21 protein-coding genes and 1 other RNA gene are annotated in these 25,623 nt (G+C 47.9%); 10 read left to right on the top strand and 12 right to left on the bottom strand.

Annotated elements, in window-relative coordinates; translation table 11 throughout:
• Positions 1-9: 9 nt before the first annotated feature.
• Genes ACTJJS_RS01825 through ACTJJS_RS01810 form a run of 4 tightly spaced genes read right to left on the bottom strand, consistent with a single transcriptional unit; the run spans position 10 to position 4,551 of the window.
• Entirely contained in the window at positions 10-825 is an 816-nt protein-coding gene (locus tag ACTJJS_RS01825) for a hypothetical protein (protein WP_440662170.1), read from the bottom strand.
• A gap of 14 nt (positions 826-839) precedes the next feature.
• Positions 840-1,322 (bottom strand): hypothetical protein, encoded by a 483-nt coding sequence (locus tag ACTJJS_RS01820; RefSeq protein WP_440662169.1) that lies wholly within the window; start codon positions 1,320-1,322, stop codon positions 840-842.
• Positions 1,323-1,360: 38 nt separating this feature from the next.
• Complete coding sequence (locus tag ACTJJS_RS01815; protein WP_440662168.1) at positions 1,361-2,671, bottom strand: hypothetical protein; 1,311 nt, start codon at positions 2,669-2,671, stop codon at positions 1,361-1,363.
• A 32-nt stretch (positions 2,672-2,703) separates the two neighbouring features.
• Positions 2,704-4,551, bottom strand: coding sequence for a type VI secretion system Vgr family protein (locus ACTJJS_RS01810; RefSeq protein WP_440662167.1), 1,848 nt, complete (start codon positions 4,549-4,551; stop codon positions 2,704-2,706).
• 270 nt (positions 4,552-4,821) lie between these two features.
• Between ACTJJS_RS01810 and ACTJJS_RS01805 the strand changes: the two genes are divergently transcribed.
• Positions 4,822-6,000 (top strand): epoxide hydrolase family protein, encoded by a 1,179-nt coding sequence (locus tag ACTJJS_RS01805; RefSeq protein WP_440662166.1) that lies wholly within the window; start codon positions 4,822-4,824, stop codon positions 5,998-6,000.
• Between the two features lie 74 nt (positions 6,001-6,074).
• Here ACTJJS_RS01805 and ACTJJS_RS01800 read toward each other — a convergent pair whose 3' ends face one another.
• Entirely contained in the window at positions 6,075-6,860 is a 786-nt protein-coding gene (locus tag ACTJJS_RS01800) for a M57 family metalloprotease (protein ID WP_440662165.1), read from the bottom strand.
• 130 nt (positions 6,861-6,990) lie between these two features.
• Here ACTJJS_RS01800 and ACTJJS_RS01795 point away from each other — a divergent pair, with 130 nt between their 5' ends.
• Together ACTJJS_RS01795 and ACTJJS_RS01790 are read left to right on the top strand one after the other, a co-directional pair.
• On the top strand, positions 6,991-7,947 hold the full coding sequence (locus ACTJJS_RS01795; RefSeq protein ID WP_440662164.1) for a helix-turn-helix domain-containing protein: 957 nt from the start codon (positions 6,991-6,993) through the stop codon (positions 7,945-7,947).
• 98 nt (positions 7,948-8,045) lie between these two features.
• On the top strand, positions 8,046-9,284 hold the full coding sequence (locus ACTJJS_RS01790) for an MFS transporter (RefSeq protein ID WP_440662163.1): 1,239 nt from the start codon (positions 8,046-8,048) through the stop codon (positions 9,282-9,284).
• Positions 9,285-9,349: 65 nt separating this feature from the next.
• Here the strand turns inward: ACTJJS_RS01790 and ssrA are convergent.
• The 4 genes from ssrA to ACTJJS_RS01770 all read right to left on the bottom strand — a co-directional run bounded on the left by ssrA (position 9,350) and on the right by ACTJJS_RS01770 (position 13,966).
• Positions 9,350-9,723, bottom strand: a transfer-messenger RNA (tmRNA) gene (gene ssrA / locus ACTJJS_RS01785).
• An 81-nt stretch (positions 9,724-9,804) separates the two neighbouring features.
• Positions 9,805-11,151, bottom strand: coding sequence for an RIP metalloprotease RseP (gene rseP, locus ACTJJS_RS01780; protein ID WP_168869582.1), 1,347 nt, complete (start codon positions 11,149-11,151; stop codon positions 9,805-9,807).
• 85 nt (positions 11,152-11,236) lie between these two features.
• Positions 11,237-12,403 (bottom strand): 1-deoxy-D-xylulose-5-phosphate reductoisomerase, encoded by a 1,167-nt coding sequence (locus tag ACTJJS_RS01775; protein WP_211092534.1) that lies wholly within the window; start codon positions 12,401-12,403, stop codon positions 11,237-11,239.
• A 63-nt stretch (positions 12,404-12,466) separates the two neighbouring features.
• Positions 12,467-13,966 (bottom strand): GH3 auxin-responsive promoter family protein, encoded by a 1,500-nt coding sequence (locus tag ACTJJS_RS01770; protein WP_440662162.1) that lies wholly within the window; start codon positions 13,964-13,966, stop codon positions 12,467-12,469.
• Between the two features lie 389 nt (positions 13,967-14,355).
• Between ACTJJS_RS01770 and rplU the strand changes: the two genes are divergently transcribed.
• The 7 genes from rplU (at position 14,356) to ACTJJS_RS01735 (ending at position 19,668) form a co-directional block, all read left to right on the top strand.
• Positions 14,356-14,658 carry a 50S ribosomal protein L21 gene (rplU, locus tag ACTJJS_RS01765; protein ID WP_168811125.1) on the top strand — a complete coding sequence of 101 codons (303 nt, stop codon included), beginning with the start codon at positions 14,356-14,358 and terminating at the stop codon, positions 14,656-14,658.
• A 53-nt stretch (positions 14,659-14,711) separates the two neighbouring features.
• Positions 14,712-14,990, top strand: a complete 279-nt coding sequence (gene rpmA / locus ACTJJS_RS01760; RefSeq protein WP_078672044.1) for a 50S ribosomal protein L27 — start codon at positions 14,712-14,714, stop codon at positions 14,988-14,990.
• A gap of 64 nt (positions 14,991-15,054) precedes the next feature.
• Positions 15,055-15,450 (top strand): hypothetical protein, encoded by a 396-nt coding sequence (locus tag ACTJJS_RS01755; RefSeq protein ID WP_188103555.1) that lies wholly within the window; start codon positions 15,055-15,057, stop codon positions 15,448-15,450.
• Between the two features lie 520 nt (positions 15,451-15,970).
• Positions 15,971-17,659 (top strand): helix-hairpin-helix domain-containing protein, encoded by a 1,689-nt coding sequence (locus ACTJJS_RS01750; RefSeq protein ID WP_440662161.1) that lies wholly within the window; start codon positions 15,971-15,973, stop codon positions 17,657-17,659.
• Positions 17,656-18,396, top strand: a complete 741-nt coding sequence (locus ACTJJS_RS01745; RefSeq protein ID WP_440662160.1) for a PrsW family intramembrane metalloprotease — start codon at positions 17,656-17,658, stop codon at positions 18,394-18,396. Before ACTJJS_RS01750 ends, ACTJJS_RS01745 begins: the two co-directional genes overlap by 4 nt.
• A 131-nt stretch (positions 18,397-18,527) precedes the next feature.
• The gene (locus ACTJJS_RS01740) at positions 18,528-19,163 is read left to right on the top strand and encodes a DsbA family protein (RefSeq protein ID WP_168869586.1); all 636 of its coding nucleotides are present in this window, start codon (positions 18,528-18,530) and stop codon (positions 19,161-19,163) included.
• 10 nt (positions 19,164-19,173) lie between these two features.
• Positions 19,174-19,668 (top strand): N-acetyltransferase family protein, encoded by a 495-nt coding sequence (locus tag ACTJJS_RS01735; protein WP_440662159.1) that lies wholly within the window; start codon positions 19,174-19,176, stop codon positions 19,666-19,668.
• Positions 19,669-19,947: 279 nt separating this feature from the next.
• On the opposite strand, the gene ACTJJS_RS01730 is transcribed toward ACTJJS_RS01735, so the two are convergent.
• Genes ACTJJS_RS01730 through ACTJJS_RS01720 form a run of 3 tightly spaced genes read right to left on the bottom strand, consistent with a single transcriptional unit; the run spans position 19,948 to position 25,622 of the window.
• Positions 19,948-22,434 carry a Calx-beta domain-containing protein gene (locus ACTJJS_RS01730; protein ID WP_440662158.1) on the bottom strand — a complete coding sequence of 829 codons (2,487 nt, stop codon included), beginning with the start codon at positions 22,432-22,434 and terminating at the stop codon, positions 19,948-19,950.
• Between the two features lie 37 nt (positions 22,435-22,471).
• A complete protein-coding gene (locus ACTJJS_RS01725; protein WP_440662157.1) occupies positions 22,472-24,697 on the bottom strand; it encodes an OmpA family protein in 2,226 nt (741 codons plus the stop codon).
• Positions 24,698-24,707: 10 nt separating this feature from the next.
• The gene (locus ACTJJS_RS01720) at positions 24,708-25,622 is read right to left on the bottom strand and encodes a PorP/SprF family type IX secretion system membrane protein (RefSeq protein WP_168869590.1); all 915 of its coding nucleotides are present in this window, start codon (positions 25,620-25,622) and stop codon (positions 24,708-24,710) included.
• Between the last annotated feature and the right edge of the window lies 1 nt (position 25,623).

Raw genomic sequence — 25,623 nt, 5'->3', positions numbered from 1 at the left:
CAAACAATTTTATTTCTTGTTGACAGTATGCTCTTCCAGACAAACAATACTGACAGATATCTGATGTTGTTGGGTACCTTCGTTGATCTCCCATTTCCCTTTTAACTGCTGCACATAATTACGGGTAGGTGTCAGGGTACAGGTCACATCGACCAGGCCGCGGCTATATGCCGGCGATGCTCCGGCCGACAAAATACCTTTCTGTGTAATTACATCCGGTATACTGCCGAAAGGCGTTCTTTCCTGTTGAATATCGAATGTCACCGGCGCGGAGAAAGGGACCACAGGATATTCCATCTCCCGTTGTGTTTTATAGTTGGCAAACAACAAGGGAAAATACATGCCCAGGAAAATGTCGCCGGACAAGGTTTTCCGAAAAGCTTCCGCATCGCGCAGCGTGGCATCTGTATGTTGTATATAAGACTCCGCTATCTCCCCGGTGTAATACTGTTCCAGCTTTTCCTTTTTGACGGTCCATCGTTGCAGTATCTCCTTGTAATTGGCCACAGCGGCGATACGGCCGCCATGCTCCAGTTTCACCTGCAGCGGATACACTACGCTGCCACATTGGGCGGCCAGGTCTCCGGCCAGGTAATCATCTGCCGGTGAACCGTTGATAAGTACGTCCGTTCGCGTGATACTGAAAAAAACCTGCGAGGTGTCTTTAGGGTTGCTCATCCGCTGTACAGTGGCATTGTACCGGACCGTCTGCGGCTGCGCTGTTTCAAAGACAATGGTAACGGCATGGATACAGGGAGGCTGGGCCGGCGTTAATTGCCAGCCAGGGCTATCAGCCAATGGTTTTTTAAAAGAGAAGAAGGCCATACTTTTTTACAGCATTAATGACCGATATGGTTGTTGGAAGTATCTTCCAGTTCTCCGGTTTTGAATTCGAAATCGTAACTCCTCATGAGGTCACCATAAGAAAAACTCACACCATACCCGGGAAACTTGGGGTTTTTATCCATTATATCGAAATAGGCGTGATGGGCGATTTTAAATGCTTCCCGCCTGAGACTGTCTTGTTGGAGACTATCTGTTTCCAGCCCTGCCGGGCTTTTAGCAAACGTCATGATAATGAAATATTCATCTTTTTTGGAAGTATCATTCATGAAGTACTTGGGTTCCCGCCAAATAGACCGACAGTTATAAACAGTACGCAGCGAATCAATATATTGTTTTTCTTTAGGCTGCAACTTACTTACCGGCGGCGTAAACATCCACAACACAATAGCAAAACCATAATAATATAAAACGCCGACAATTGCCACAATGAGGACGGAAACGAAAATCAGTATTTTGTGCTTTTTGCGGAGGGCCATTATACTTTCTTTTTTAAAACCAGATATGAATCAATAAGTTACCAATTTACATAATCATTTCCCTGAAAGTGTTTATATCGGCCATCTTTTGTCTTCAATATCCGAAATTGGGTGCCTTTCTTATTATTGGAGGCATGATACTGTTTCTTTTTTTCGCGTATAGTAGCCATGCCACCCCCCCCCAGGCTGGGCACCGCTTCCGTCACCTCCACCATTCCGGTATAGCTGAGCTGTATCGTTTCCAGGTCTTCCAGCCAGTCCCATACGTACGCCGCTGTTTTCGTGTACATATGTCCGTAGACATCCTTAGCAGGATTCTCTACCTGGCCTGCCAGCACGATGCCTTTTATAAAAAGGCTGTCGTTCATATTTTTAAATGTCAGTACAGGATCTACGCTGATATCGATCTGGAAGGTGCGGGCGGGAATATTAACAGAAAAGTCGCTGGCATCGGCCGGAGAGAAGTGCGCCACCTTTTTTACAGGCACGCCTTTTTCTTTTAACACGCTCACAATGCCTTCTGCGTAAGCGGCGCCCATACTATGCGACACCACACACACAGGCGTCAGGAACTGGTCGTCGCCTCCTTTCTCTTTAAAAACAGCCTGGTAAAAATTAGACTTCGGATTATTAAATCGCTCGAGGGCAAGCTTTCTCCCTTCGTTGAAACGCAACTTTCCGGAAGAAAACATGGTATTGGACCCGTTGATAAAAAGTTCTTTCTGCGCGGTGAAGTATTTTTTTGCGGCTGCCCGGAATCCTCTGCCCCAGTATTCCTGGCCGGCATCTGCTCCGGCATATGGCACGTCTTTGTTCCAATATCCGTTCACAAACAATATCACCGGCTCCGTCTCTTTAACGGTGGCGCCTACACTCACCGTTTTCGTTGGCCGCTGGAAATAGGCAAATATCTTCGTCTGCTGCACCTGCGTATGTGCGTTGACTTTATACTGGATATACACGGCTCCGTCTTTGACGGTCCCTCCGGTGTGGATATATGCAATAGGCTGCTCGTCCAGTTGCTTCGACCACTGCACTTGTTGCAGCTCTTTATCAGTAGGCTTGCGGCTGAATTGTGACGCTTTAAAGGTGTACCATTTTTCTTTGTACATAATGGTGACCAGTTTACCGTCTTCGTCAAAAGGGCCTTCTACTTTTTTCACCAGCAGCGTGTTTTTCTGCGTGGCTTCGTAGGTACCGAAGCGCACACCGGACTCCTGGCCGTGCATTTTTACGTGTTTGGCGGCGTTGAGCGTGGTTTCAGCACTGCTGTTCCAGCGCACGCCCTCGCCGTTTTCCGTATATTTTTTGGAGATCAGGACGATGTTACCTGAATTTTTCTCTCCCATTGGTTTTCAATTTAAAGAGGGTGGATGGGATATCAGAACAATTTTGATTTCTCTGCGCTTTTTACCTCTACCGATTTACCGGAATTAAAGGTCATCTCATCTTTTGAACTTTCCACTTTTATCTGTTCCGCTGTTTTTTCAATTTTCTTTGCCTGCACATCCATCCCTTCCATGGCTATTTTGGTAATATTGGTAGCAGTGAGTTTATAGTCATTTACCGAGAACTGGTTCATGGAATCACCGGCATTGTGAAGGATGTTCATGCCAGCTATCTGACTCATGTTCATACCGGCGACGTGTGTCATATTGGTGCCGGCGTTTACATCCACGCGTTCACGGGCGTCCATGATAATATTCCGGGCGTTGATCTTAATATTTTCGGGGGCGGTAATGGTGATGTTTCTGCCGTTGGTGTCCAGCACCACAATGTTGCCCCCTTTATCAAGGATGGTGATGCTTTCCTGTCCTGTAGTGTCATCCAGCCGGATGGTATGGCCACTGCGTGTTTTGATGACTTTGAGGTTGTTCTGCGCATCGCCGTAGCCCGTTTTGGCGTTACCGTTATAGGCCGCTGCAATGGCATAAGGTGCTTCGGCGTTACCGTTTTCGAAGTCCACCCACACTTCCTCTCCCACTTCAGGGATAAAGTAAAACCCTTTGTCAGCGCCGCCGTGAGGCTGCATGAGGCGTATCCACGGTGTCTGTCCTTTCTGCCAGTTGAACCGCACCCTGATGCGGCCCAGTCCTTTAGGATCGAAATTGTCCGTCACCACGGCGCTCTGGGCCTCACAGTAAGGCACATGCCCCAGTTCCAGGTCGGGGGCCGCTGCCGCAGCAGGAATGCCCTCAAACAGGTTGTAGTAGTCACCGTTGCCGTTACAGTGATGTTCCAGCGAAGTGATCATAAACTCGCCATGCGTAGCGCTGGACAGCACGCTTTCCTGTATTTCGATGGTATCGCCCAGCCGCAGGCTGGTGTTTTTGCTGCGTCCTTTAATACGCACCATCTGTGCCATCCGTGCCTTTTTCTGACGCAGTGTGAGTTCATCCATCTCTGCTTTCGCATTGCTGGTAAACGCAAATGGTATTTTATAAAGTGACGCCTGATGGTATAATTTTTCGCTCAGGGACTGTGTATGATCTGTATACGGATCTGTTTTACCTGCCGTCTTCTGCTGGGTGCCGTCGTCTACTATCTGGTACTGGCGGTAGTCGTACCCGTTAGTGGCCTGGTTGTTGGGCTTTATCTGCAGCTCCAGATCAAAGCTGATCAGGTCTACCTGGTGCACCAGCGTGGTTTTTTGCGGGGTATACTGTCCGAAGATCAGCTGCTGGCCGTTGTAGAAAAACCATTCGCCGTATCGCTGCGACAGACGGTGCAGGAAGTTGAAACCTGTCTCCTTGTACTGCACAATGTACTTCAGCTGCCTGCCGGTGGCGGGCTTTACTTCCGGGCGGCTGGCAAAAGGGTTGCAGGCTTTCAGCACCGTGTTAACGATGGCGGAAAGGTCCTGTTGCTCATATGCGCGGATGTGCGGGTCCGCGTCCAGTAATACGGACGGGCCGCTGCCTTTGAAGATGCAGCTGCCATTGGTGCCGTCGTCTTCCTTTCCGGCGCTGACTGCCGTAATAATGCCGTTAAACAGCATCGGTCGGAAACCGCCGGCTGCTTCCACCGGCTGAACGGAGATACGGATTTCCTTGCCTAACAATGATTTACCGGCTGAAATAGGATTATTGCCTGACTTGGAAAGCCATTCGTAGCCTATTTTCAATTCAAAATGGTGATGCCCGGAAATAGTCTGTTCAAGGCGGAAAGAATGGAATTGCCGGAATTGCTCTTCTTCAATAGATACGGTGGTGACGGTATACAAGGCCATAAGAATGCGGTTTGATATGGTATAGCTCCCTCCCTGACAAGGATTAACGGTTTATGGGCAAGCAGGGTTAAGCTAACAAACAGGACATTAAGATAAGAAAATTATAAGTACCAACATGGGATCCCGGGAAATTTATTATACAGATAACAGAACTTTAATATGGAATACTAATCTTTCCTAAAAAGATTTTTTATTTTTTGAGGTCGGTTACTGCTGACATAAGGTTGTCATCTCCCCGTTAGATCTTTGTTTCATTAAACATAAATCACTATGAAACAAGTCGTTCTGTTATTCACTGTCATTGTTTTAGCTATCAACACATATTCACAACCTACAAAAAACGACCGTATGTTCACCGTAAAACCTTTCAAAATTGATGTGCCGCAATCTGTACTGGACGACCTTAGCAATCGCCTTCGCCAAACCCGCTGGCCCGATGCCCCGGAAAACACCGGCTGGCAATATGGTACGGACCCCGCATTTCTTCAAAGCCTGGTAACGTACTGGCAAAGCGGTTACGATTGGCGCAAACAAGAAACTGCCCTCAACAAATTCCCTCAGTTTACCGTGGAAATAGACGGCGTCACCATCCATTTCCTGCATATCAAAAGCGCCAATCCCCACGCCAGGCCCCTGCTGCTGGTACATGGCTGGCCTGACTGCTTTTACCGTTTTCACAAAGTCATTCCGTTGTTGACCAACGACTACGACCTGGTGATCCCCTCCATTCCCGGTTTCGGCTTCTCCGGTCGTGTGGCCATGACCGATGACGGCTCCGCCAAAGTATTTGCCGCCTTAATGAAGGATGTACTGGGTTACCAGACGTTCTTTGCTGCCGGCGGGGATGTAGGCAGCGGTATCGTCAAATCACTCGCCAACCTGTACCCTCAAAACGTGGCCGCCATCCACCTGACAGACGTGGGGTATCCTAACGGCTCCGAAGACTGGAGCACCATGTCCGCGGCAGAACAGGCATTCGGACAGTTCATCCAGCAATGGTGGTTCAAAGAGGGCGCCTATGCCATGCTGCACGCCACCAAGCCACAAACACAGGCGTATGGCCTGAGCGACTCTCCCGTAGGCCTGGCTGCCTGGATCATTGAAAAGTTCAACTCCTGGCGTACACCCGGCGGCGTTATAGAGGACCATTTCACCAAAGACGAACTGCTCACCAATGTCATGATCTACTGGGTAAGCCAAACCATCAATTCCTCCATGCGCAGCTATGCTGTAGGAAGCTTTCAACAGCTGGCTTCCGGCCAGAAGGTAATCACGCCCACCGGCGTAGCGGTATTCGCCGGCGATGCCCCCACCCCAAAGGAATGGGCGGAAAGAAAAGCGAATGTGAAACGGTTCACCGTGATAGAAAAAGGCGGCCACTTTGCAGCATTGGAAGCTCCGGAAATATGGGCCGGGGAAGTGGACGCGTTCTTTAAAAGCGTGAAATAAGCGGTTCATCTGAAAATTAAAAGGCTGGCTGAAAACAATTTCAGCCAGCCTCAAAGACCTTCTTCCCACCTGCGTTATTGTGGATATAATATCTGTGTTGCCTTGATATCCCCTGCTGTAAATCCGTTCCAGGGAAGTACAGTGGAATTCATCACAGAATTCGGATCGGAAGTAGGTGTTCCGGATATCCATGTGCCATTGGTCTGGTTGGTATGATGGAACCCTATGGTGTGGCCAAATTCATGGGTGATGGCAAACAGTTGCTGGCTGGCGGACATCGTATTGTATTTGGAATTAATTTCAACACTTACCCCTGGTCTGCTGTCTGATCCCGGCAGATAGGCCCTGGCGATCCAGTTGGCATCTTCATAGCCCATAAAAACCCGGGTGTTGGCATCGGCCTGATTGGTTACAATCGACATTCCCAAACGGGTGCCGTTCACAGCGTTCCAATTGTTCACCGCACCCTGGATCGCTGTTCTCCACACGGTGGGTACAGCAGGATCGAGAAAGAACTTGATATTGGTATTATAGGCATTCCCTACAATGTAGGTGCCTCTTCGTTGTTCTGTTTGCGGTATGCCGGACTTTTGTGCCGCTTTCCAATCTTCAACGCGTTTTTTGAGCTCAGGAACAGTGATAATAATATCCCCTTCAATAACAACACGGTCTTTGTCAAAGACAATATGTTGCTGATCAACTCCCTGGCTTACCAGGTAGTTTGTCATCTCTTCTTTTGCATTGGGGACAGGGGATGGGTCTTTCAGGTCTTTGTCGTTTTTTGAACAGGAAGAAAAAAGGATCGTTAAAGCTGCCAAACAGGTTGCAGCGCTAATGCGGAGTCCATTAGAATGTTTCATGCTACAGATTTTGGGTTAAATAATAAAAATTGCTTCACTGAAACTACGGCTTATGGCGGTAATGAGGTAGCAGTTCCTGTTTTGGGGTATATAACCTGCATTAAATTTGCTACCTTTGAATTATATAAGGATGAAAACGATGGCAGACAAACTCATTCCCACTGAATCACTGGTGCAGTTTTACGCTCGTACCGGCCAGGACATTCCATCAGAACTTCTCCGTGATTATGGCAAAGCCTATTTTAATGTCCGGGAAACCTTTACCGCCACCCGCAAAACACCCTTCAACCGCCGTGACTATTTCAAAATATGCATGAGCCAGACACCGGCCAAGGCCAGCGGCATACTGCTGTATAACGACCAGGAAATACCGCTCAATCAATGCTGCCTGATTTTTACCAATCCTGCTGTGGCCACTTCCATAGAAGTGAACATTCCGTTCAACCGCTTTTATTGCCTGTTCAACACGCCCTTTATCGAGGGATGTATCCCCGCTGATGTACAATATGCCTCTCCGTTGTTCAATCCTTCCCTGATGCCGGTGATACCGATCACAAAGGAAGACAGGCAACGGATAAGCACCTACTTTACGCAAATGCAGATGCTCCAGGACTCCGACTATCCGCTAAAATGGGATATGATACGCCACCTCCTGCAACTGGTTATTCATGAAGGCATCCGTTTACAGAAAAGCCGGGAAACACCGGCCGCCACTGGGCGTGACCGGCTGGTGAAAGATTTCCTCGCCTTGCTGAACCAACAGTTTCCCGTAGACTCACCCGAAGCCCCTCTCAAATTATTAACACCGGCCCACTTCGCCGGTCTGCTGCATGTGCATGTCAACCATCTGAACAGCGTCGTAAAAAAACATACAAATAAAACCACCCGTGAAATTATCCACGAGCGCGTGATCACCGAAGCAAGGACCTTACTGCGCAATACAAACTGGAACATCTCAGAGATAGCCTATGCACTGGGCTTTGAATACCCTTCCCACTTCAATAAGTACTTTAAACAATTCACCAGCCAAACACCGCTGGAGTTTCGCATCGGAACAAAAACGGCGGCGTCCGCGAAACTCTCCTGAACCTCCACCTTTGATTTATATAACCATCCCTTTGATGCATGTAATCGCGGTAGTCACCTGCCGTCCTACCTTTACAGTGCTAATTTAAAGCAACTACTATGAGAACGATCAAAGAATCAAGGGCAGGCTGGAATACCATTATGTCGCTATGCCTGATACCGTTATCAGGATTTGCCATGGACATATTTATCCCCTCTCTGCCTGATATGGCGGTGCAGTTACATACCTCACCCGCTTCTATTCAGTTTACACTTTCACTCTTCATCATCAGCTATGGTATCTCGCAACTGATCGTAGGCGGACTGATTGACGCCTACGGCCGTTATCTGCCCAATATGATATCCATACTGGCATTCAGTGCGGCCAGCTTTATCATTGCCTACAGCACCAGTCTGCAGATGATCTACGCCATGCGTATACTACAAGGGTTTACAGTCGCAGTCATTGCCATCAGCAAGCGCGCGTTTTTTATAGACCTCTATAAAGGAGAAGCACTAAAGAAATATACCAGCATGTTCTCAGTGATCTGGGCCATTGCACCAATCGTAGCGCCTTTCCTGGGAGGCTTTTTCCAGACAACGTGGGGCTGGTCTTCCAATTTCATGTTCCTGGGTTATTTCGGCCTGGCCTTCTTTGTGATTGAGCTGATCATTGGCGGTGAATCGATGAAAACCGCGCAGCCATTCAGCGTACGGTCAATGACACAAGCGTATGGCACCATGGTCAAAACACCGGACTTTACATCTGGCATGATCATACTCGGACTGGCCTATGGCATGATATTATTGTACGGCATGTGCAGCCCGTTTCTGATCGAACAACAGTTGCATTTCTCCGCCGCGGTAACAGGTTATTGTTCGCTATTCTCCGGCGTATCAGTAATGATCGGCGGCACGATATCAAGAATACTGGTGAACAAACCAATGGGTAAAAAACTGATGGTGGCCAGTGTAGCGCAATTGCTGGTGGTAGCCATGATGGTACCGCTGACACGCAACTACCACAATCTATATACGCTGTTGACCTACGTCTTCCTGCTGCACAGCACTTCGGGTTTTATCTTCAACAACCTGATGTCATATTGCCTGATCCGTTTTCCCCAATATGCAGGGAAGGCAAGCGGTTTAACAGGCGGCGGTTTTGCCGTGGTGACTTCAATATTAAGCTCTCTGATGGTAAACACTATTTCCATTACCAATCAGGCGACCCTGGGCATGGCTTATGGTATGGTGGCGGTGATTACGTTTTTGTTTTTGGTGAGGACGAAATGGAGGGAGAAGGGAGAAAGGAACGACGCAGTGGAAGCACAACCACTTCCTGTACTCGCGGAAGCGTAGTGAAAGATAATTATAACGTGTTATAAAAATGTAAAAGCCGCTATAATAGCGGCTTTTACACTTATTGGTGGAGATGGCGGGAATCGAACCCGCGTCCAAACATATTCCTCAAAAGCTTTCTACATGCTTATTTATGCATTGATTTGTCGGGACTTGGCAGGGGCACAACGAACCAACCTTGTCCTTATCCGTTTAGCTTCAGTGCTCACTCACAGAAACCATGAGCACCTATCCCTATGGGTTTGATGATTCAGCGGCGGGAGTCGCATAAGGCGACAACTCCAGGCGGCTATAATGGGTGTCTAATCGCTGATTAGGCAGCCATGGCGTAGTTAGATTCGCCAATTAAAGTTTGAATATTCAGATTAACGTGCTAATTATCCAACGCACGACATGCTTACACTTTCAAAGACCTATGCTGTCAAAACCAGGCATCCCCGATTTTTAGAACTACAAATATACGAAAAAAATATGGATTACGGAAATCCCGTAATCCATACTCTTCATAAAATCATATGATTTAGAACCATTTGCTGATAATGTTCCGCCAGAAGTCGAGACCGTTGGCCAGCAGCAGCAGGCCGAACAGCACGATCATACCGGCGATCTGCGCATATTCCAGGAATTTCTCACTGGGCTTGCGGCCGGTAATAATTTCATACAGGAGGAATAACACGTGCCCGCCGTCCAGCGCCGGAATAGGCAGGATGTTCATAAACGCCAGGATGATGGACAGAAAAGCCGTCATCTCCCAGAAGGTCAGCCAGTCCCACGCTTCGGGGAACAGGTTACCGATGCTCATGAAACCACCCAGCGATTCGCTCACCTTCACTTCTTTGGAAACAAAGATCAGGCGCAGCTGCTGTACATATTTCACCAGTTTGTCCACACTCATGCTGAAACCGGCCGGGATGGCCTCCAGCAGGGTGTAGGTCTTGGTTTTGTAAGCAAAGAATTTATCAGGGTCCTGTGGATAAATGCCCAGTTTGGCCGTTTCATCCAGCTTGACCGGGATCACCAGCGAGTCTTTGCCTCTTACCACGCCGATCTTTACCTCTTCGTTTTTATGCTTGCGCATTTCTTTGGCGAAGTCGGTGAAGTAAGGCAGCACCTGACCATTGATAGACACCATCTGGTCACCGGGTTTAAAAAGGCCGCTTTTTTCGGCCAGGGAACCTTTCTCAAACCGGTCTATGTAGTACGGAAAACGGATGTAGGCAAAAGGCTCCTTCTGCTTCAGCAGGGAACGGATAAACCCTTCCGGAATAGGGATGCTCAGTTCCTGCCCGTCACGTATCACTTCAATGCTTTTGGCTTCATGCAGGATCACCTGTCCGGTGATCGCGCCAAACTGCTCTACTTTCTGATGGTTTACGCTGACGATTTTATCACCGTCGCGCAGACCAATGCTCTGCCCGAGGGAATCTACGGTAACACCATATTTCACGGCATCTGTGGGCAGGTACTTCTCACCCCAGTGCCACAGGATCATCGCATAAATAAAGAAGGCCAGTATCACGTTCACTGTCACGCCGCCAATCATAATGATCAGCCGCTGCCAGGCGGGTTTGGACCTGAATTCGTATGGCTGCGGAGGAAGAGACATCGCCTCTTTGTCCATGCTTTCGTCGATCATGCCGGATATTTTCACATATCCGCCAAGCGGAAGCCAGCCAATACCATATTCTGTTTCCCCCTTTTTTATTTTAAAGAGAGAAAACCAGGGGTCGAAGAACAGGTAGAACTTTTCTACCCTTGTTTTAAACAATTTGGCGGGGATAAAGTGGCCTAACTCGTGCAATACGACCAGTATAGAGAGTGACAGTAACAACTGCCCGGCTTTCACCAATATTACCTCTGTTGTCATTTACTTGTTTCTGCTTTAATCTGCCCAAGATATCGGATTTAACAGATATTCCGGCAAAACTATTTGTTAATTTTCAACGGTTATTTTAGATAACGATAGCATTAATAAGGGTTGCAGCGTGTTCACGTGCAGCCTGGTCGCACTCGTAGTAATCATGCAGCGTGGGCGTTTCGATGAACGGAATTTTGGCAATTGTTTCCTCAATTACCTCCGTCATTTGTAAGAACCCGATCCTGTTACGCAGGAAGGCATGCACCACTTCTTCGTTGGCGGCGTTCATCACGCAGGCCGTGTTTCCGCCCTTGTGCATCGCGTCAATGGCAATGGCCAGGTTACGGAAAGTCTTGGTATCCGGCTGTTCAAACGTAAGCGAAGAATAGTTCCGGAACGAAAACCGCGGGAATTCGTTGGCCAGACGGTCAGGATATCCCAGCGCATACTGTATAGGCAGTTTCATGTCCGGAAGGCCCATCTGGGCTTTGAGGGAGCCGTCCACGAACTGTACCATGGAGTGGATGATGGACTGGGGATGGATCACCACTTCGATGTTTTCCGGGTGTAAACCAAACATCCAGCGTGCCTCGATCATTTCCAGTCCTTTGTTCATCAGGGTGGCACAGTCGATCGTTATTTTAGCGCCCATCCGCCAATTGGGGTGTTGCAGGGCGTGATCTTTCTTTACATTGATGAGGAAATTAGGCTTTTTGCCAAGGAACGGACCGCCGGAGGCAGTCAGGATCACTTTTTCCACTTTGCTGAAAGGCTCTCCCACAAGGCATTGGAAAATAGCGGAGTGTTCGGAATCGACCGGGATAACGGGCACGTTTTTCCTGCGGGCAGTGGCCATTACGATATCACCGGCCACCACCAGCGTTTCCTTGTTGGCCAGCGCTACCGGCGTACCTTGTTCGATGGCCGACAAAGTGGGCGCCAGTCCGGCAAAGCCCATAATAGCGGCCAGCACCATGTCGATAGAGCTCCAGGAAGCTACTTCCACCATGGCTTTGGCACCGGCAAACACCTTAATGCCTTTGTCAAACAATACGTCTTTTACTTGTTTATATTTCTCCTCACTGCCTATCACAACCGCGTTGGGCTTGAATTTCAACGCCTGCTCAATCAGGAGGTCGGCATTTTGTTGTGCAGTCAGCACTTCCACACTGAATCTGTCGGGGTGCGCTGCTATCACCTCCAGTGCCTGTATACCAATGGACCCGGTGGACCCGAAAATGGCAATTTTTCGTTTATTCATTACGGTGATTTACTTTATTAATCTTTCACAGTGATGTGAACGCTACAGTGGTCACATCTTACATTATGGCTGCACGTATTTGGTCAGTTCATCGGCCAGCTTTCTGTCATTGCTGAGACGGGGCACTTTATTCTGGCCGCCCAGTTTTCCAATAGCCTTCATATAGTCAATGAAGCCTTGTTTGCGTACGGTCCTTATTTTCAGGGGTTGTAAAATATTGCCGGTCAAAAGGTCATTGTAATAAATATTTTTCTGACGCAGGTTGTGGTCTACTTTCATGGCAAAAGCCTTCAGGTCTTTCGGTTCGTTTTCAAACTCCACAAACCATTCGTGGTAAGGCAGTTCACCGCTTGTCTGTACCATGGGGGCGACTGTAAATTCGGTGATATGCACATTTTCTTCCGCAGCGGCTTTCATCAGGCTGTATTCCACTTCTTCCCCGATCACGTGCTCTCCGAAGGCGGAGATAAAGTGTTTGATCCTGCCGGTCACCAGCAATCGGTACGGATTGGTGGAGATGAACTTAACGGTATCACCGAGGTTGTATCCCCATAATCCGGCGTTGTTGTTGATGATCATAGCGTAATTTACACCGGTTTGCACTTCTTTGAGCGACAGTCTGGTAGGATTTTCATTAAAAATTTCCTGTGCCGGGATAAACTCATAGAAGATACCGGAGTTGGCGTTCAGCAGCAACCCCTCCTGTTCCTGGGAATCCTGGAAAGCAAAAAAGCCCTCAGATGCGGGGAATGTCTCTACCGTATGGATCGGGTGACCGATAGAAGCCATCAGCTTGGCGCGGTAAGGTTCGAAGTTAACCCCGCCGTATACCATCACATCAAAATTTTTGAATATCTCTTTGATCTTCTTGCCATTACTACGTTCCATCAGGCGGTCGAAGTACATCTGGACCCATGGCGGTATGCCACTGATCAGGGTCATGTCCTGGTCGATGGTTTCCTCCACGATCCGGTCCAGCTTGGTCTCCCAATCATCTATACAATTTGTCTCATACGAAGGCAATTGATTAGTACGCAGATAGCGAGGAATATGGTGATTGACGATACCGCTGAGGCGACCGGTGGGAATGCCTCCTACCCTTTCCAGCTCAGGGGAGCCGGACAGGAAGATCATTTTCCCGTCAGCAAAAGCGGTATTACCAGTTTCGCCCATATAATTAAGGAGGGCGTTACGAGCAGTATCAATATGATTGGAAATAGAATCTTTGGAAATAGGGATATATTTAACACCGCTGGTGGTACCGGAAGTTTTAGCCAGGTAAATAGGCTGTCCCCGCCATAACACGTTCTGTTTGCCCTCTTTGATCCGTTCTATATAAGGTTTGAACTGCTCATAATCCCTGATTGGCACAGCTTGTCTGAACTCTTCGTGGGTACGCACCGCATCCAGCTTATGCTCATTTCCGAACTCCGTTTTCTTGCCTGTCTTTATCAGTTCCTCCAGGATGGCCTCCTGGTCTTCCACCGCCCTGAGCATTTCCTTCTTGATCTTGTTGTGTACAATAGAAGCAAATGGTTTGGCTAGCAGTGATTTAAACTTCATGCCCGTTATTTTATAATTGAGAGTATACGTTCATTTTTTGTTTTTTGATACGACGATTTTGTTGATTTTGGAGGATTTCCAGCCATTTGTCAATAAATCTGTCGATCAAAAACGCAACATCCAAAATTCAAAAGTATATAAAATTGTGTTGGGTTGTGCAGTAAAATAACTGTTTTTACCGCTTTGTCATGTCCTGCCGGAAAGCCGGCCGGGATGGCCCGGAATTTGTTAAAAAAATTTAAAATTCAAGAAAGTATGTATCTTTGAAAAGATTAAGTTTTTATCCGGCTTTTAATACGTATTTACATATATGAATTAAAAAAAGCCGGAAATCTTTGTTCAATTGGAAAACAATTGATACTTTTGCGGAAATTATATTTTGGATAATTATGTTTGCAGTTGTAAAAATCGCAGGTCAGCAATTTAAAGTAGAAAAAGACCAGGAAATTTTTGTACAGCAGTTACAAGGAAAAGTTGGAGACAAAGTGGAGTTTTCCGAAGTACTGTTAACAGACAATGCTGGTGCACTGACCGTAGGCACTGATGTAAAATCAGTAGTAAAGGCAGAGATCCTGAGCCATGTGCAAGGTGACAAAGTGATCGCTTTCAAAATGAAGAGAAGAAAAGGCTTCAGAAAGAAAGTTGGACACCGTACCCATTTCACTAAGATCCGGATCAATGAAATAGCTTAATTCATTTTAAGCTTATTATTTTTATTTAGACAAATTATTAAAGTAATTATACAATGGCACATAAAAAAGGTGAAGGTAGTGTAAAGAACGGCCGCGATTCCCAGAGCAAAAGGCTCGGAGTAAAAATCTTCGGTGGTCAGCCTGCTATTTCTGGTAACATCATCGTTCGTCAGAGAGGCACCGTTTACCATCCCGGTCAAAACGTAGGTGTAGGTAAAGATTTTACCATTTTCGCATTGGCAGATGGTGTGGTTGAATTCAGAAAAGGTCGCGAAAACAAGACTTACGTTTCTGTTAAAGCATTTGACACCACTGCTCAGGCAGAAGCCTAATCAGTGTTAGCCATAAAGTTTTTTTATACCCAATATTTTTTTACTAACCCAAATTCAAAAAACAATGGCAACAATTAAAAAAGCAGCTGCTAAGAAAGCTGCGCCTAAAAAAGCTGCTGCTAAGAAAGCTGCTCCTAAAAAGAAAGCTGCTGCTAAGAAAGCCGCTCCTAAAAAAGCTGCTGCTAAGAAAGCCGCTCCTAAAAAGAAAGCTGCTGCTAAGAAAGCTGCTCCTAAAAAGAAAGCTGCTGCTAAGAAAGCCGCTCCTAAAAAAGCTGCTGCTAAGAAAGCTGCTCCTAAAAAGAAAGCCGCTGCTAAGAAAGCCGCTCCTAAAAAGAAAGCCGCTGCTAAAAAAGCTGCTCCTAAAAAGAAAGCTGCTGCTAAAAAACCTGCTGCTAAGAAGAAAGCTCCTGCTAAAAAAGCACCAGCTGCTCCTCAAGCACCAGCTGCTCCGGCAAACTAAGATCGGATTTACAAAATGTAGTTATAAAGGTCCCGGCTTCTACGCCGGGATCTTTTTTATTGCCCGCTTGCAGCGGCCCCAGGGCTGAAGCCCTGGGCTACGTTGTGTTTTAGGCTTTCTTTTACGAACAACCCTTAGTTCATACTTAGATACTGTCCTTTGCAGCTTGAAAGCATTTTAGCATTTTCACCTGTTATTGCACCGTGACACGGTTTTCCTGCCCGTCATAAATGTTTTCTCTGATTTAAAGCTATTCCTCCTGTATTTCACGCCCCCTCTACACAGTTTCCTTCCACAATAAATGTCTTTTCTTTGGCTTAAAGCTATTCCTCTGTATATCACTGCTACATACACCGTTTTCACACTACAATAAACCTCTTTTCTAACACCAGCCTGTTTCCCTGATACCCATCCTTATAACCATATCCCTCCTGAAAACCCTCCTCGAAAAAACAGCCCGGCACAAAACGTAGCCCAGGGCTTCAGCCCTGGGAATGCATGGAATTCGTATTTTTACCACATGGACAATAATTCAATAGCCGATAATTTCTCCCTGCTGTCCAAACTAATGGACATCCACGGAGAAAACAGCTTTAAAGCCAAATCCTTTGCCTCTGCAGCTTTCACCATCGAAAAACTGCCGGCACAACTCAAAGACACGCCACGCGACGAGATATTCCGTATCAAGGGCATCGGGGAATCTACCGGGAAAAGCATCCTCGAAATGCTCGACACCAGCAGCTTTTCCCTGCTCACCAACTACCTCAGCATCACCCCTCCCGGTATCCTCGAAATCATGAAGATCAAAGGACTGGGACCGAAAAAAATAGCGACCATCTGGAAAGAGCTGGAGATTGAATCGATGGGCGAACTGCTGTACGCCTGTAACGAAAACCGCCTCCTGTTGCTCAAGGGCTTCGGTGAGAAGACACAGGAAAACGTCCGTCAGAATATAGAATTCTATCTGTCTAACCGCAACCGCTTCCTCTATGCGGAAGTGGAATCCATAGCAGCGGACCTGGAAAAACAACTACAAGAACTGCTAACACCTGCGCCTGTGGCACTTACCGGCGCTTTCCGCCGCCAGGAGGTGATCATCGATGAACTGGAATTCGTGATCGCGGCCACACCGGAAACACTGCGGGAGCGTATCGCTGCCCTGCCAGGGTTCATCCCCGGCGACGCCAACGGCGCTGACCAGGTATGGAAATACAATGATAAGCTCAATGTGGTCACCCACGCGTGTGAGGCCGACGATTTCCACAGTACCCTCTTCTGCACCACCGGCGCGCCCGCTTTTATTGATAAATTCAATGCCGCAGGCGGCGCTGCCCATATCCGCAAAGCTCCCTCTGAAGAAGCTATTTTCAGCGGCGCCGGCATGGCCTATATACCACCCTGCTTACGCGAAGGACAACACGAAATTGAACTGGCCCGCCAACAGCAACTGCCCACGCTCATTACCCGGGCGGACATTAAAGGCATCATCCACTCCCACAGCCAGTGGAGCGATGGCGTGGACACGCTTGAAGAAATGGCCGTTGCCGCCAAAAACCAGGGCTTCGAATACCTCGTCATCAGCGACCACTCCCGCTCGGCGTTTTATGCCAACGGCCTGAGCATCGAAAGGGTGATTGCACAGCAGGAACAGATCGATGAACTGAATAAAAAACTGGCGCCCTTCCGTATTTTCAAAAGCATTGAAGCCGATATCCTCAACGACGGCACGCTGGATTATCCCGATGAGGTGCTGGCCCGCTTCGATCTTGTCATCGCTTCTGTGCACTCCAACCTGAAAATGACGGAAGAAAAAGCGATGGCCAGAATATTGAAGGCCATTGAAAACCCGTATACGACCATCCTCGGGCATATGACCGGCCGCCTGCTGCTGAGCCGCAACGGTTATCCTGTCAATCATAAAGCAGTGATCGATGCCTGTGCGGCCAACAACGTGGTGATAGAGCTCAATGCACACCCACGCCGGCTGGATATCGACTGGACCTGGCTGTCCTATGCGCTGGACAAAAAAGTGCTGATATCCATCGATCCGGACGCGCACAGCGCTCAGGGATACCGCGATGTGCATTATGGTACACTGGCAGCTCAAAAAGGAGGAGTCACCAAAGCCAACAATCTGAGCAGCTTCAGTGTTGACATGCTCAATAATTTCCTGCTGGAACGCAAAAAACAAAAAAATATCCTCTCATGATGTTACTGGCGCTGGCCGTAGCCCCGGGACTGGCTATCTGTCTCCTGATGTTTATAGTGGACAAATACGACCCCGAACCGGTTGGCCTCCTGCTGAAAAGCTTTCTCCTTGGCATGGGTTGTGTGGTCATGCCGCTGCTGTTTCAGGCGCTCGCTTCCATGTATGGATTCCGGGAAACCAATACAAGCCTCTTTGATACGGCCTTCTTTGCCTATGGCATCGTAGGCCTCTCTGAAGAATTCGCCAAATTTCTGGTGCTGCGCTTCTACGCGTATCCTAAAAAAGCGTTCAATGAACCACTCGATGGTATAGTGTATGCGGTGATGATCGGAATGGGCTTTGCCACACTGGAGAATATCGCTTATGTCAGTCAATTCGGCTTTGGCACAGGCGTGGCCCGTATGTTCCTGTCTGTGCCTGCCCACGCCACTTTTGCCATACTCATGGGATATTATGTAGGACTGGCCAAGTTCATACCGGAGCAAAGAAACACGCTCCTGCTCAAAGGCCTGCTGATAGCCGTGTTTTTCCATGGTTCTTTCGACTTTTTCCTGTTCTCCGGTAACAGCATCCTGGCGCTGGGCGCAGCGGTATTTACGCTGGTCATTGCAGCCAGACTGTCTTACAGGGCTACCCGGAAAGACATGATGCTGTCGAAAAAACTGTTTCACCGGCACTTTGACAAAGATGCGATAGGCCCCTCGCCGCTCGACGGGGACGAAGATGATTTGCTCTAAATCAGGAACTGCCCTGTAAAGGGATAACATATAACAGGTCAATTCAACCCGGAGATTAGTTATCTTTGCAGCGACTTGCACATTTTCCAACGGCTAAGCACAGCTAACCGCGAAAAGCTAAATGCCTGTTTATGCGCTTTATATATGTCTATGATCCGCTTTGTGGATGGTGCTACGGGTTTACACCGGTAGTCATGCAGTTTCAGCAACTGCACAGCGGCGACATGGAATTTGATATCCTCTCCGGCGGTATGATCGTAGGAGACAATCGCCACCCGTTCTCTACTATGGCGGCCTATATCCAACGGGAGCACACCAACGTGGAAGAAATGACAGGGGTAAAATTCGGTAGCGCTTTTCTCGAAAAGCTGCTGCCTTCAGAGGAAATGATGGATTCAGAAAAACCATCAGTCGCCCTGACCGTTTTTAAGGCCTATCAGCCTGAGAACGCCATCTCCTTCGCTCATGATATGCAACATGCGCTTAACTATGATGGGCTAAGCCTTAACCTTGACGCTACCTACCGGAAACTGGTCCGAAAATACAGCCTGCCGGAAGATGAATTTATTGACCGGCTGCATAATGAACACCTGCGGTATGAAACCAACCAGGAGTTTCAACTGGTGCAGAACTGGGGTATTACCGGCTTCCCCGCCGCCATTCTGGACACAGGCAAACAGCTGTATCTATGCGCAAGAGGATATACACCGCTCGACAGGCTGCAACAAACAGTCGATAATATTATTGAGGAAAGTAACCGTTTATAATACACAAACCATGTATCGCGTAAAATCAACAACAGTAGCCGACATTCCCGTTATACAGGAGTTGACTGAAAGAATCTGGAGACCAACTTACCAACGCATCCTCGAACCTGCACAGATCGATTATATGATCGATATGATGTACAGCACTGCCGCTCTTACCAAACAGATCGCGGAGTTAAACCACAAGTTCATCATTCTGCAGGACGATAAAAGACCTATCGGCTACGCATCTTATAGCACTACCGATACGGAAGGTGTCTATAAACTGCATAAAATCTATCTTGACAGCACCTACCAGGGCAAAGGGGTAGGCCGTTTCCTGCTGGATACTGTTATCCGCCAGGTAAAAAAATTAGGGGCCACCATCCTTGAACTGGATGTAAACCGCTACAATAAAGCCCGCTTTTTTTATGAGAAGATGGGATTCTCCACCTATAAAGAGAAAGATACCGATATCGGTAATGGTTATCTGATGGAAGATTACGTAATGAGGAAATCATTATAAAAAAAGAGCCCGGTAAGGACATACCAGGCTATTCCCAAGTTAACCATTAAAAGACACAACTCTTTTATCTTTAGTTATTTTATTAATTCCTTCTACCATTACCTACGATAAACGGATTATCGTGGATTTACAAATAGTAAAAAAAGCAGCATCTTTTATATTTTAATATAAATGATGCTGCTTTTAAGTTTATTAAAGAAAAATTCCCGCATAGAGGACTATGCGGGAACGTAGGTGTTGCCTGAAACAGCGTATATCGGTTATTGATTCAAGCCGGGTTTACTTGGTAGCTGTCAACACGGTCCCTTCGTCGTTATCATCATCATGGATAACAGCTATGGCCTTGTTCAGTTTCAGCTCGGGAGAGATTTTCAGCATACCGGCATTGTTAGCGGTGGTCACGTCACGCAGTTTCACGGCTACAACAGCGTCCGACTCTTTGATACGGTCGTTCACCACGGCCACCTGGATGTCTGTTTCGCTGAAAGCGCAGTCACCGGTGATTTTCACCATGTCGCCGTTCATGATCACGAACTTGCGGCCATAAGCAGCGGCACTCACGGAATCCACTCCAAAGTAGATATTAATATCGCTGCCGGTGCAGTTGGTCTGTACAGAACCATCAGCTGCTTTTACAAGGATACATTTGAACATGCTTACCGGCGCGGTAGCAGACTCGTTGGCGTCTGTCAGTTTTACCAGCGTGATATGCGCTGCCTGGTCCTGGATATACTGGGAAGCGGAAATAGAGGTCACATCGCCATTATAGCCCACGACAGCTTCGTTTTCCGCTTTGATTTCGCTGAGTACCAGTACTACGGTCTCGGCCAGTTCGAAACGGTTATCGTCTTTTACTTTCACAGACAGGCTCGCAGTGCTGGCGCCATTGTCAATAACAAAGGGCGCTTTGATGCTGCTGACAAAATCCGCACCCGGCAAAGCGGTGCCATTGCCGAATTTGTAGGTCAGCTTAACCGGCTTACCGGTGGCGTTGACCAGTGGCGTGTTGTCGCGTTTGAACAGGCCCGCAGAGAATACAACATCGGTATTAGGCTCTGCACCGTTAGTGCCGCCAATGAATTTCACCATGGCCGGCTGATCAAGGATGGTCACCTCCCCTTTGGCTTTGGTAAGATGCAGGTCAGACGCGTCCATGATTTCTACATGGAAAGACTCTTTACCTTCCAGCAGGTTGTCGCTTTTCACGGGTATCTGGATGGTTTTGGAGATAATAGCGCCTGCGGCAAATTCGGAAGGCACGAAGGAGATAGTACCTTCTGTGATATCGAAGTCCCCCTGGCCAGCACCATCTTTATGCGGGATGGTTTTGTAATGTACATTCACCGGTGTACGCACACCATTGCTTCTGAGGAAGCCGGAAAGCGTGATGGTCAGTGAAGCGTTAGACAAGCCATTGAGCGGCTCAGACACAGCGATATCGTTAACAGACACGCCATGGCTGATTTTGATGATACGGTTACCGTCTTCATCGCCACCGCCGGCTGCCAGGATTTCGCCGGAAGGGCTCATCAGCAGGGACGCAAGCGTGGTTTTAGTATCGTATTTGCCCAGTTGTTTGTCGAACATCAGTTCTCCGTCAGGCGTCAGTTTAATGAGGCGGTAGCCTTCTTTGGTCACCACACACATTTCATCATCTTCGGTGAGCAGCAGGTGCTGGAATACGGTGCCCAGGTTTTTGTTGACTACCTGTGTGCCGTCCGGCAGTAATTTCACGATCTTACCGGTATTCATGCCGATGTTGCCACCAGCAGCCACCACTTTGCCGTTTTTACCTACTTCCAGCGCATACAGGGCGGCGTCCACTTCTTTATTGAACAGCTCTGTACCATCAGGACGCAGTTTTACGATACGGCCTTTGTCTTTTTCTTCCGCGCAGGCGAAAATCTGGCCCAGGTCATTCACCTTCATGGCGTTGAACTTGCCGTCTACGGTGCTGTATTCTTTATCGAATACTACCTGGCCTTCGGCGTTCACTTTGGCGATACGGCTGGCGTTGCCTGTGCCATAAGCGCCACCGCCCATCGCCAGGATAGAACCGTCTTCCAGCAGGAGCATTTTTTCAAATACAGCGCCGGGCTTACCAAAGCTGAGGTCAAATTGTTTTTCGCCTTTACCGTCTACTTTTACCATAAAAGCTTTACCCTGGCCATCTCCTACGTCACCACCAACAGCCACAATATTTTCGTCTTCGTCGATTAATACGTTTGTAAATACGTTGTGAGCACCAAAACCTTTGTCAAACTCGATCTTGCCATCAGCAGTCATTTTGGTGATGCGCGCCTGTGCAGGCTTGCTGCCGTCTACACCAACGGTGATGTAGTTACCATGACGGTCTGCAATGATTTTGGTGAAATAACCACCCTGACCATTACCGATACTTTTGTCAAATATCACTTCTCCGGTGGCGCTCAGTTTGGTGATACGGGCATTACCGTAGGCAATAGTGCCGCCGCCTACCGCCACCAGTTCATTTTTAGGCAGCAGTAATAAGTCCTGGTAAGCTACCAGCCCGCCTTTGTTTAAACGGGTATTGTAAATAGGATTTCCCGTGGAGGATAATTTGGTGATACATCCGTTATCCAATCCACCGCCGATAGCAACAATGGCATTGTTCTCCGCAATGGCCAGTTTCCGGTACTGGTTCTTGGGAGCGCCCATGCTTTTGTTGAACACAACTGGCATTTCCTGGGCAAAGGCCTGTGAGCCTATTCCCAGTAACAGCATTAGTGATGCAATCTTGTTCATTTTGTTAGTTTGATATACGCAATAAAAAAAAATCGTTTTACTGTATGGTGATCTCACACCGCCTGTTCACGCCCTGTTGCAGGATGAACTTCTCCCGGTCAGAATCCAGTTTATACTGACTGGCAACCAACACAGGCCTGGTAGACCCGAAGTAGTTGATACGGATGCGACCGGCCTCCACGCCGCGACTGAGCAGGCATTCCTGGATATACACCGCCCGGTTTTTCGACAGGGCGAGGTTATATTTCTCTGTTCCGATAATGTCAGCATGCCCGTTAACGATGATCATCCGTTTGGGCTGGGCTTTCCAGATATAAAAAATGGAATCGAGCTTGCTCCATTCCTTGTCCTGTGGTATGTAGGAATTAAGGTCGAAGTAAACGGCCCCTGGCACGCTCCACAGGGATACCTTTGTACGGGCAGCACTGTCAGCAGATAACGTATAGGCGCTCACGTGAATGACCGCACTGTCTGCCTGTATGTTATTTTTTACGGTTGATGAAGAACGCCCCGGCGCAGCAGCTGTCGCCTGCCAGCTGAGCTGCTCCGGCTGACTGCTCACCGTCCGCTGCCCATGGTCTGGCGCGGCAGTGGCATTGCCCGTTGCAGCAGTTGTGGTCGTTGCAACCGCTGGTGCGGGATGAGCCAGGTTCTGCCACGGTATCATCTCCGGAGAACTATCTACTATATTATCTGTATATTCTTTTACTTCACGGACAGGCGTGCTAACGGGAACGGCTGTACTGGCCACAACGGGCGCAGCAGGCTTAACTTCCGCTTTTGCAACGGGAGCCAGGTTATCATAGGTTTTATCCCCTACTAAAGTCAGCTGTGGACGGTTGTCCGTCTGCGTTATGGTATAAGGCACTTTGTCTTCGTCATTTACCGGCTTGCCGGGATAAGGCAGTCCCAGTTGTTTCAAAGGATTCTTCTTCAGATTCAGCACATAAATATGGTCATTATCATGTACACCGGAACGGTCCGATGTAAAGTATAATAACAACTTGGATTCGTCCAGCACTGCATTCAGGTCATCAAACTGGGTATTCACAGGATAAGGCAGGTGTACCGGCCCTTCTTCCGCTTTCGACAAATCGATCATGAATATATCCAGTCCGCCGAAGCCCCGTAAACCGTTGGAAGCAAAAAACAATTTATCTCCCACAATAAACGGATACAGTTCGTTGCCGTTGGTATTTACCTTCGGGCCCATGTTCACAGGCGCTTTCCAGCGTTTCTCCGTTTTATCCCAGTCAGCGTAGTAGATATCTGTACCACCCTGACCGCCAGGCATATCGGACGCAAAGTACAAACGTTTACCATTTGATGCAACTGACGGATGCAGGAAAGACGAGGATTCTGAAGATTTACCCAGTTTTACCGGCACCGGCTTGCTCCACGTGTCGTGATTTTCCTGGTAAGTGGAGGTCAACAGCTGCGTACCATTGTTATAATTAATGAAGGAATTTTTATCGTTTTTAACATCGGTAAACCGGTTGGAGGTGTAAATCACCCGTTTTCCCTGATCATAGAAAGAAGCCGGCCCCACCTGTAAGATGCCTTTCAGGCTATTGTTGAACGGCTCAATCCCATCTTCCGAGATCATGTACAGCCTGGAGTTGGTGTAGAAAGACTGAGCTTCATTCTTCTTAAAATCATTGGAAAGAAAAACAATATTGTCTTTATACAGGGCCAGTCCGTACTGGTATCCGGGCAAGCTAAGCCGGAGGCTGTCTGCTTTTACATTCCGGAGGGAGTCGCGGTTGAAGAAGTTATAATAATTCACCAGGGATTCCTGGAGGTTGGTGAAGCGGGCATTGTTTTTATAATTTTTGGCATACACTTCACTGATCTGACGTGCTTTTTCCACTCTTCCGGTACGTTTCAGCAGATCGATATAAGTGGTCACATCTGTCACCAGTACATCATCACTGGGTTTGTAGAGCAGCTCATCGTAAAGGCTGACAGTTTTTTCAAACTGCCGTGTTTCAAAATAAATGCGGGCCAACTGGAACTTCGCCTGCCGGCGGGCAGCGTCGTCGCTCGTATTATTAATTACATCGTTGCAGAGCGATATGGCTCTTTCATATTCCTGTCTTTTAAATGACCGTTCTGCCCTTCTTACTTTAGACATGCTGCCCATACTACCGGAGGTATGGTCTTTAACAAAAGAGCAGGAACCAGTCATGATCAGCACACCCAGGAAAAACACCAGGCGGCCAACTTGGTAATTTCGCATTCGTTCCGTGAATCGGGTTTTCATAACATTTTTTTTAGAAGTACCGCGGGGCCACCACTTTCCATTTGGACCAGGAAAAACGATAATTGATCATTACTTCGTGGGAAACTGTTTGTGCGCCTTTCAGGTTTGACTGCATTGGGGTATCGTAAGAATAGCCCAGTTGCAGGTTTTTGTTCAGCTGCACTTGAACAAGACCGGTCATCGTTTTTTCGGAACGCCAGGATGCGCCCAGCCATACCAGATTTTTTAAAAGAATATTTGCATTGAGGTCGTACTGCACGCCGGTGCCTTTTACTATCCTCAATAACACATTGGGTTTGAGTTTTACGTTGTCATTAATGGTCAGAAGGTATCCGGATTGAATAAAGTAATGTGATTGCACCACTACTTTGTTGACACTGTTGCCCAGGTCAAAACTTTTAAAAGTGGGAGAAGAGATGCCGACAAAGAAGTGGTCGGTAAACAGCATGAAACCGAAGCCCACATCTGTTTTCCAGTAGCTCTGGTTCTGTGCGAACACCGGATCGGAAGTAGACAGGGAGGCGTTGTCTTCCCGGAACTGCGACATGCCGGCTTTTAAGCCCATAGCGAGGTATAACTTTTCGTTTAGCTTTACCCGTTGGGATATATTAAAATGCACGCCTGTCTGGGAATTGACGGTGATCTTCTCATTCATCAGCGACACGCCCAGGCTGGTATTGGTAGCTTTTAGCGGCGTATAAAAAGAAGCAGTGGCTGTTTTAGGGGCGCCATCTACGCCCACCCATTGGTTACGGCCTACGGCAGTAAGGCTGGAAGACTCGTCCATGGAAGGGTACGCCGGGTTAATGATCATCCCGTTAAACATATACTGGGAGTAGATCGGCTGTTGCTGCGCCCACCCTTTCAGGCAGCAGCAACAGCACATGACAGCAATCCCTAAAGCTTTCATAAATCGCTTGTTCATA

Origin of the sequence: Chitinophaga sp. 22308, from assembly GCF_052045305.1 — a bacterium.
GTDB classification, from domain to species: Bacteria; Bacteroidota; Bacteroidia; order Chitinophagales; family Chitinophagaceae; genus Chitinophaga; species Chitinophaga varians_A.
This window is presented reverse-complemented; position numbering and strand designations above follow the sequence as displayed.

What these genes read in the sequence shown, in the direction of transcription:
- ACTJJS_RS01825 (WP_440662170.1), bottom strand. Translation starts at nt 825, where the DNA reads ATGGCCTTCTTCTCTTTTAAAAAACCATTGGCTGATAGCCCTGGCTGG.
- ACTJJS_RS01820 (WP_440662169.1), bottom strand. Translation starts at nt 1,322, where the DNA reads ATGGCCCTCCGCAAAAAGCACAAAATACTGATTTTCGTTTCCGTCCTC.
- ACTJJS_RS01815 (WP_440662168.1), bottom strand. Translation starts at nt 2,671, where the DNA reads ATGGGAGAGAAAAATTCAGGTAACATCGTCCTGATCTCCAAAAAATAT.
- ACTJJS_RS01810 (WP_440662167.1), bottom strand. Translation starts at nt 4,551, where the DNA reads ATGGCCTTGTATACCGTCACCACCGTATCTATTGAAGAAGAGCAATTC.
- ACTJJS_RS01805 (WP_440662166.1), top strand. Translation starts at nt 4,822, where the DNA reads ATGAAACAAGTCGTTCTGTTATTCACTGTCATTGTTTTAGCTATCAAC.
- ACTJJS_RS01800 (WP_440662165.1), bottom strand. Translation starts at nt 6,860, where the DNA reads ATGAAACATTCTAATGGACTCCGCATTAGCGCTGCAACCTGTTTGGCA.
- ACTJJS_RS01795 (WP_440662164.1), top strand. Translation starts at nt 6,991, where the DNA reads ATGAAAACGATGGCAGACAAACTCATTCCCACTGAATCACTGGTGCAG.
- ACTJJS_RS01790 (WP_440662163.1), top strand. Translation starts at nt 8,046, where the DNA reads ATGAGAACGATCAAAGAATCAAGGGCAGGCTGGAATACCATTATGTCG.
- rseP (WP_168869582.1), bottom strand. Translation starts at nt 11,151, where the DNA reads ATGACAACAGAGGTAATATTGGTGAAAGCCGGGCAGTTGTTACTGTCA.
- ACTJJS_RS01775 (WP_211092534.1), bottom strand. Translation starts at nt 12,403, where the DNA reads ATGAATAAACGAAAAATTGCCATTTTCGGGTCCACCGGGTCCATTGGT.
- ACTJJS_RS01770 (WP_440662162.1), bottom strand. Translation starts at nt 13,966, where the DNA reads ATGAAGTTTAAATCACTGCTAGCCAAACCATTTGCTTCTATTGTACAC.
- rplU (WP_168811125.1), top strand. Translation starts at nt 14,356, where the DNA reads ATGTTTGCAGTTGTAAAAATCGCAGGTCAGCAATTTAAAGTAGAAAAA.
- rpmA (WP_078672044.1), top strand. Translation starts at nt 14,712, where the DNA reads ATGGCACATAAAAAAGGTGAAGGTAGTGTAAAGAACGGCCGCGATTCC.
- ACTJJS_RS01755 (WP_188103555.1), top strand. Translation starts at nt 15,055, where the DNA reads ATGGCAACAATTAAAAAAGCAGCTGCTAAGAAAGCTGCGCCTAAAAAA.
- ACTJJS_RS01750 (WP_440662161.1), top strand. Translation starts at nt 15,971, where the DNA reads ATGGACAATAATTCAATAGCCGATAATTTCTCCCTGCTGTCCAAACTA.
- ACTJJS_RS01745 (WP_440662160.1), top strand. Translation starts at nt 17,656, where the DNA reads ATGATGTTACTGGCGCTGGCCGTAGCCCCGGGACTGGCTATCTGTCTC.
- ACTJJS_RS01740 (WP_168869586.1), top strand. Translation starts at nt 18,528, where the DNA reads ATGCGCTTTATATATGTCTATGATCCGCTTTGTGGATGGTGCTACGGG.
- ACTJJS_RS01735 (WP_440662159.1), top strand. Translation starts at nt 19,174, where the DNA reads ATGTATCGCGTAAAATCAACAACAGTAGCCGACATTCCCGTTATACAG.
- ACTJJS_RS01730 (WP_440662158.1), bottom strand. Translation starts at nt 22,434, where the DNA reads ATGAACAAGATTGCATCACTAATGCTGTTACTGGGAATAGGCTCACAG.
- ACTJJS_RS01725 (WP_440662157.1), bottom strand. Translation starts at nt 24,697, where the DNA reads ATGAAAACCCGATTCACGGAACGAATGCGAAATTACCAAGTTGGCCGC.
- ACTJJS_RS01720 (WP_168869590.1), bottom strand. Translation starts at nt 25,622, where the DNA reads ATGAACAAGCGATTTATGAAAGCTTTAGGGATTGCTGTCATGTGCTGT.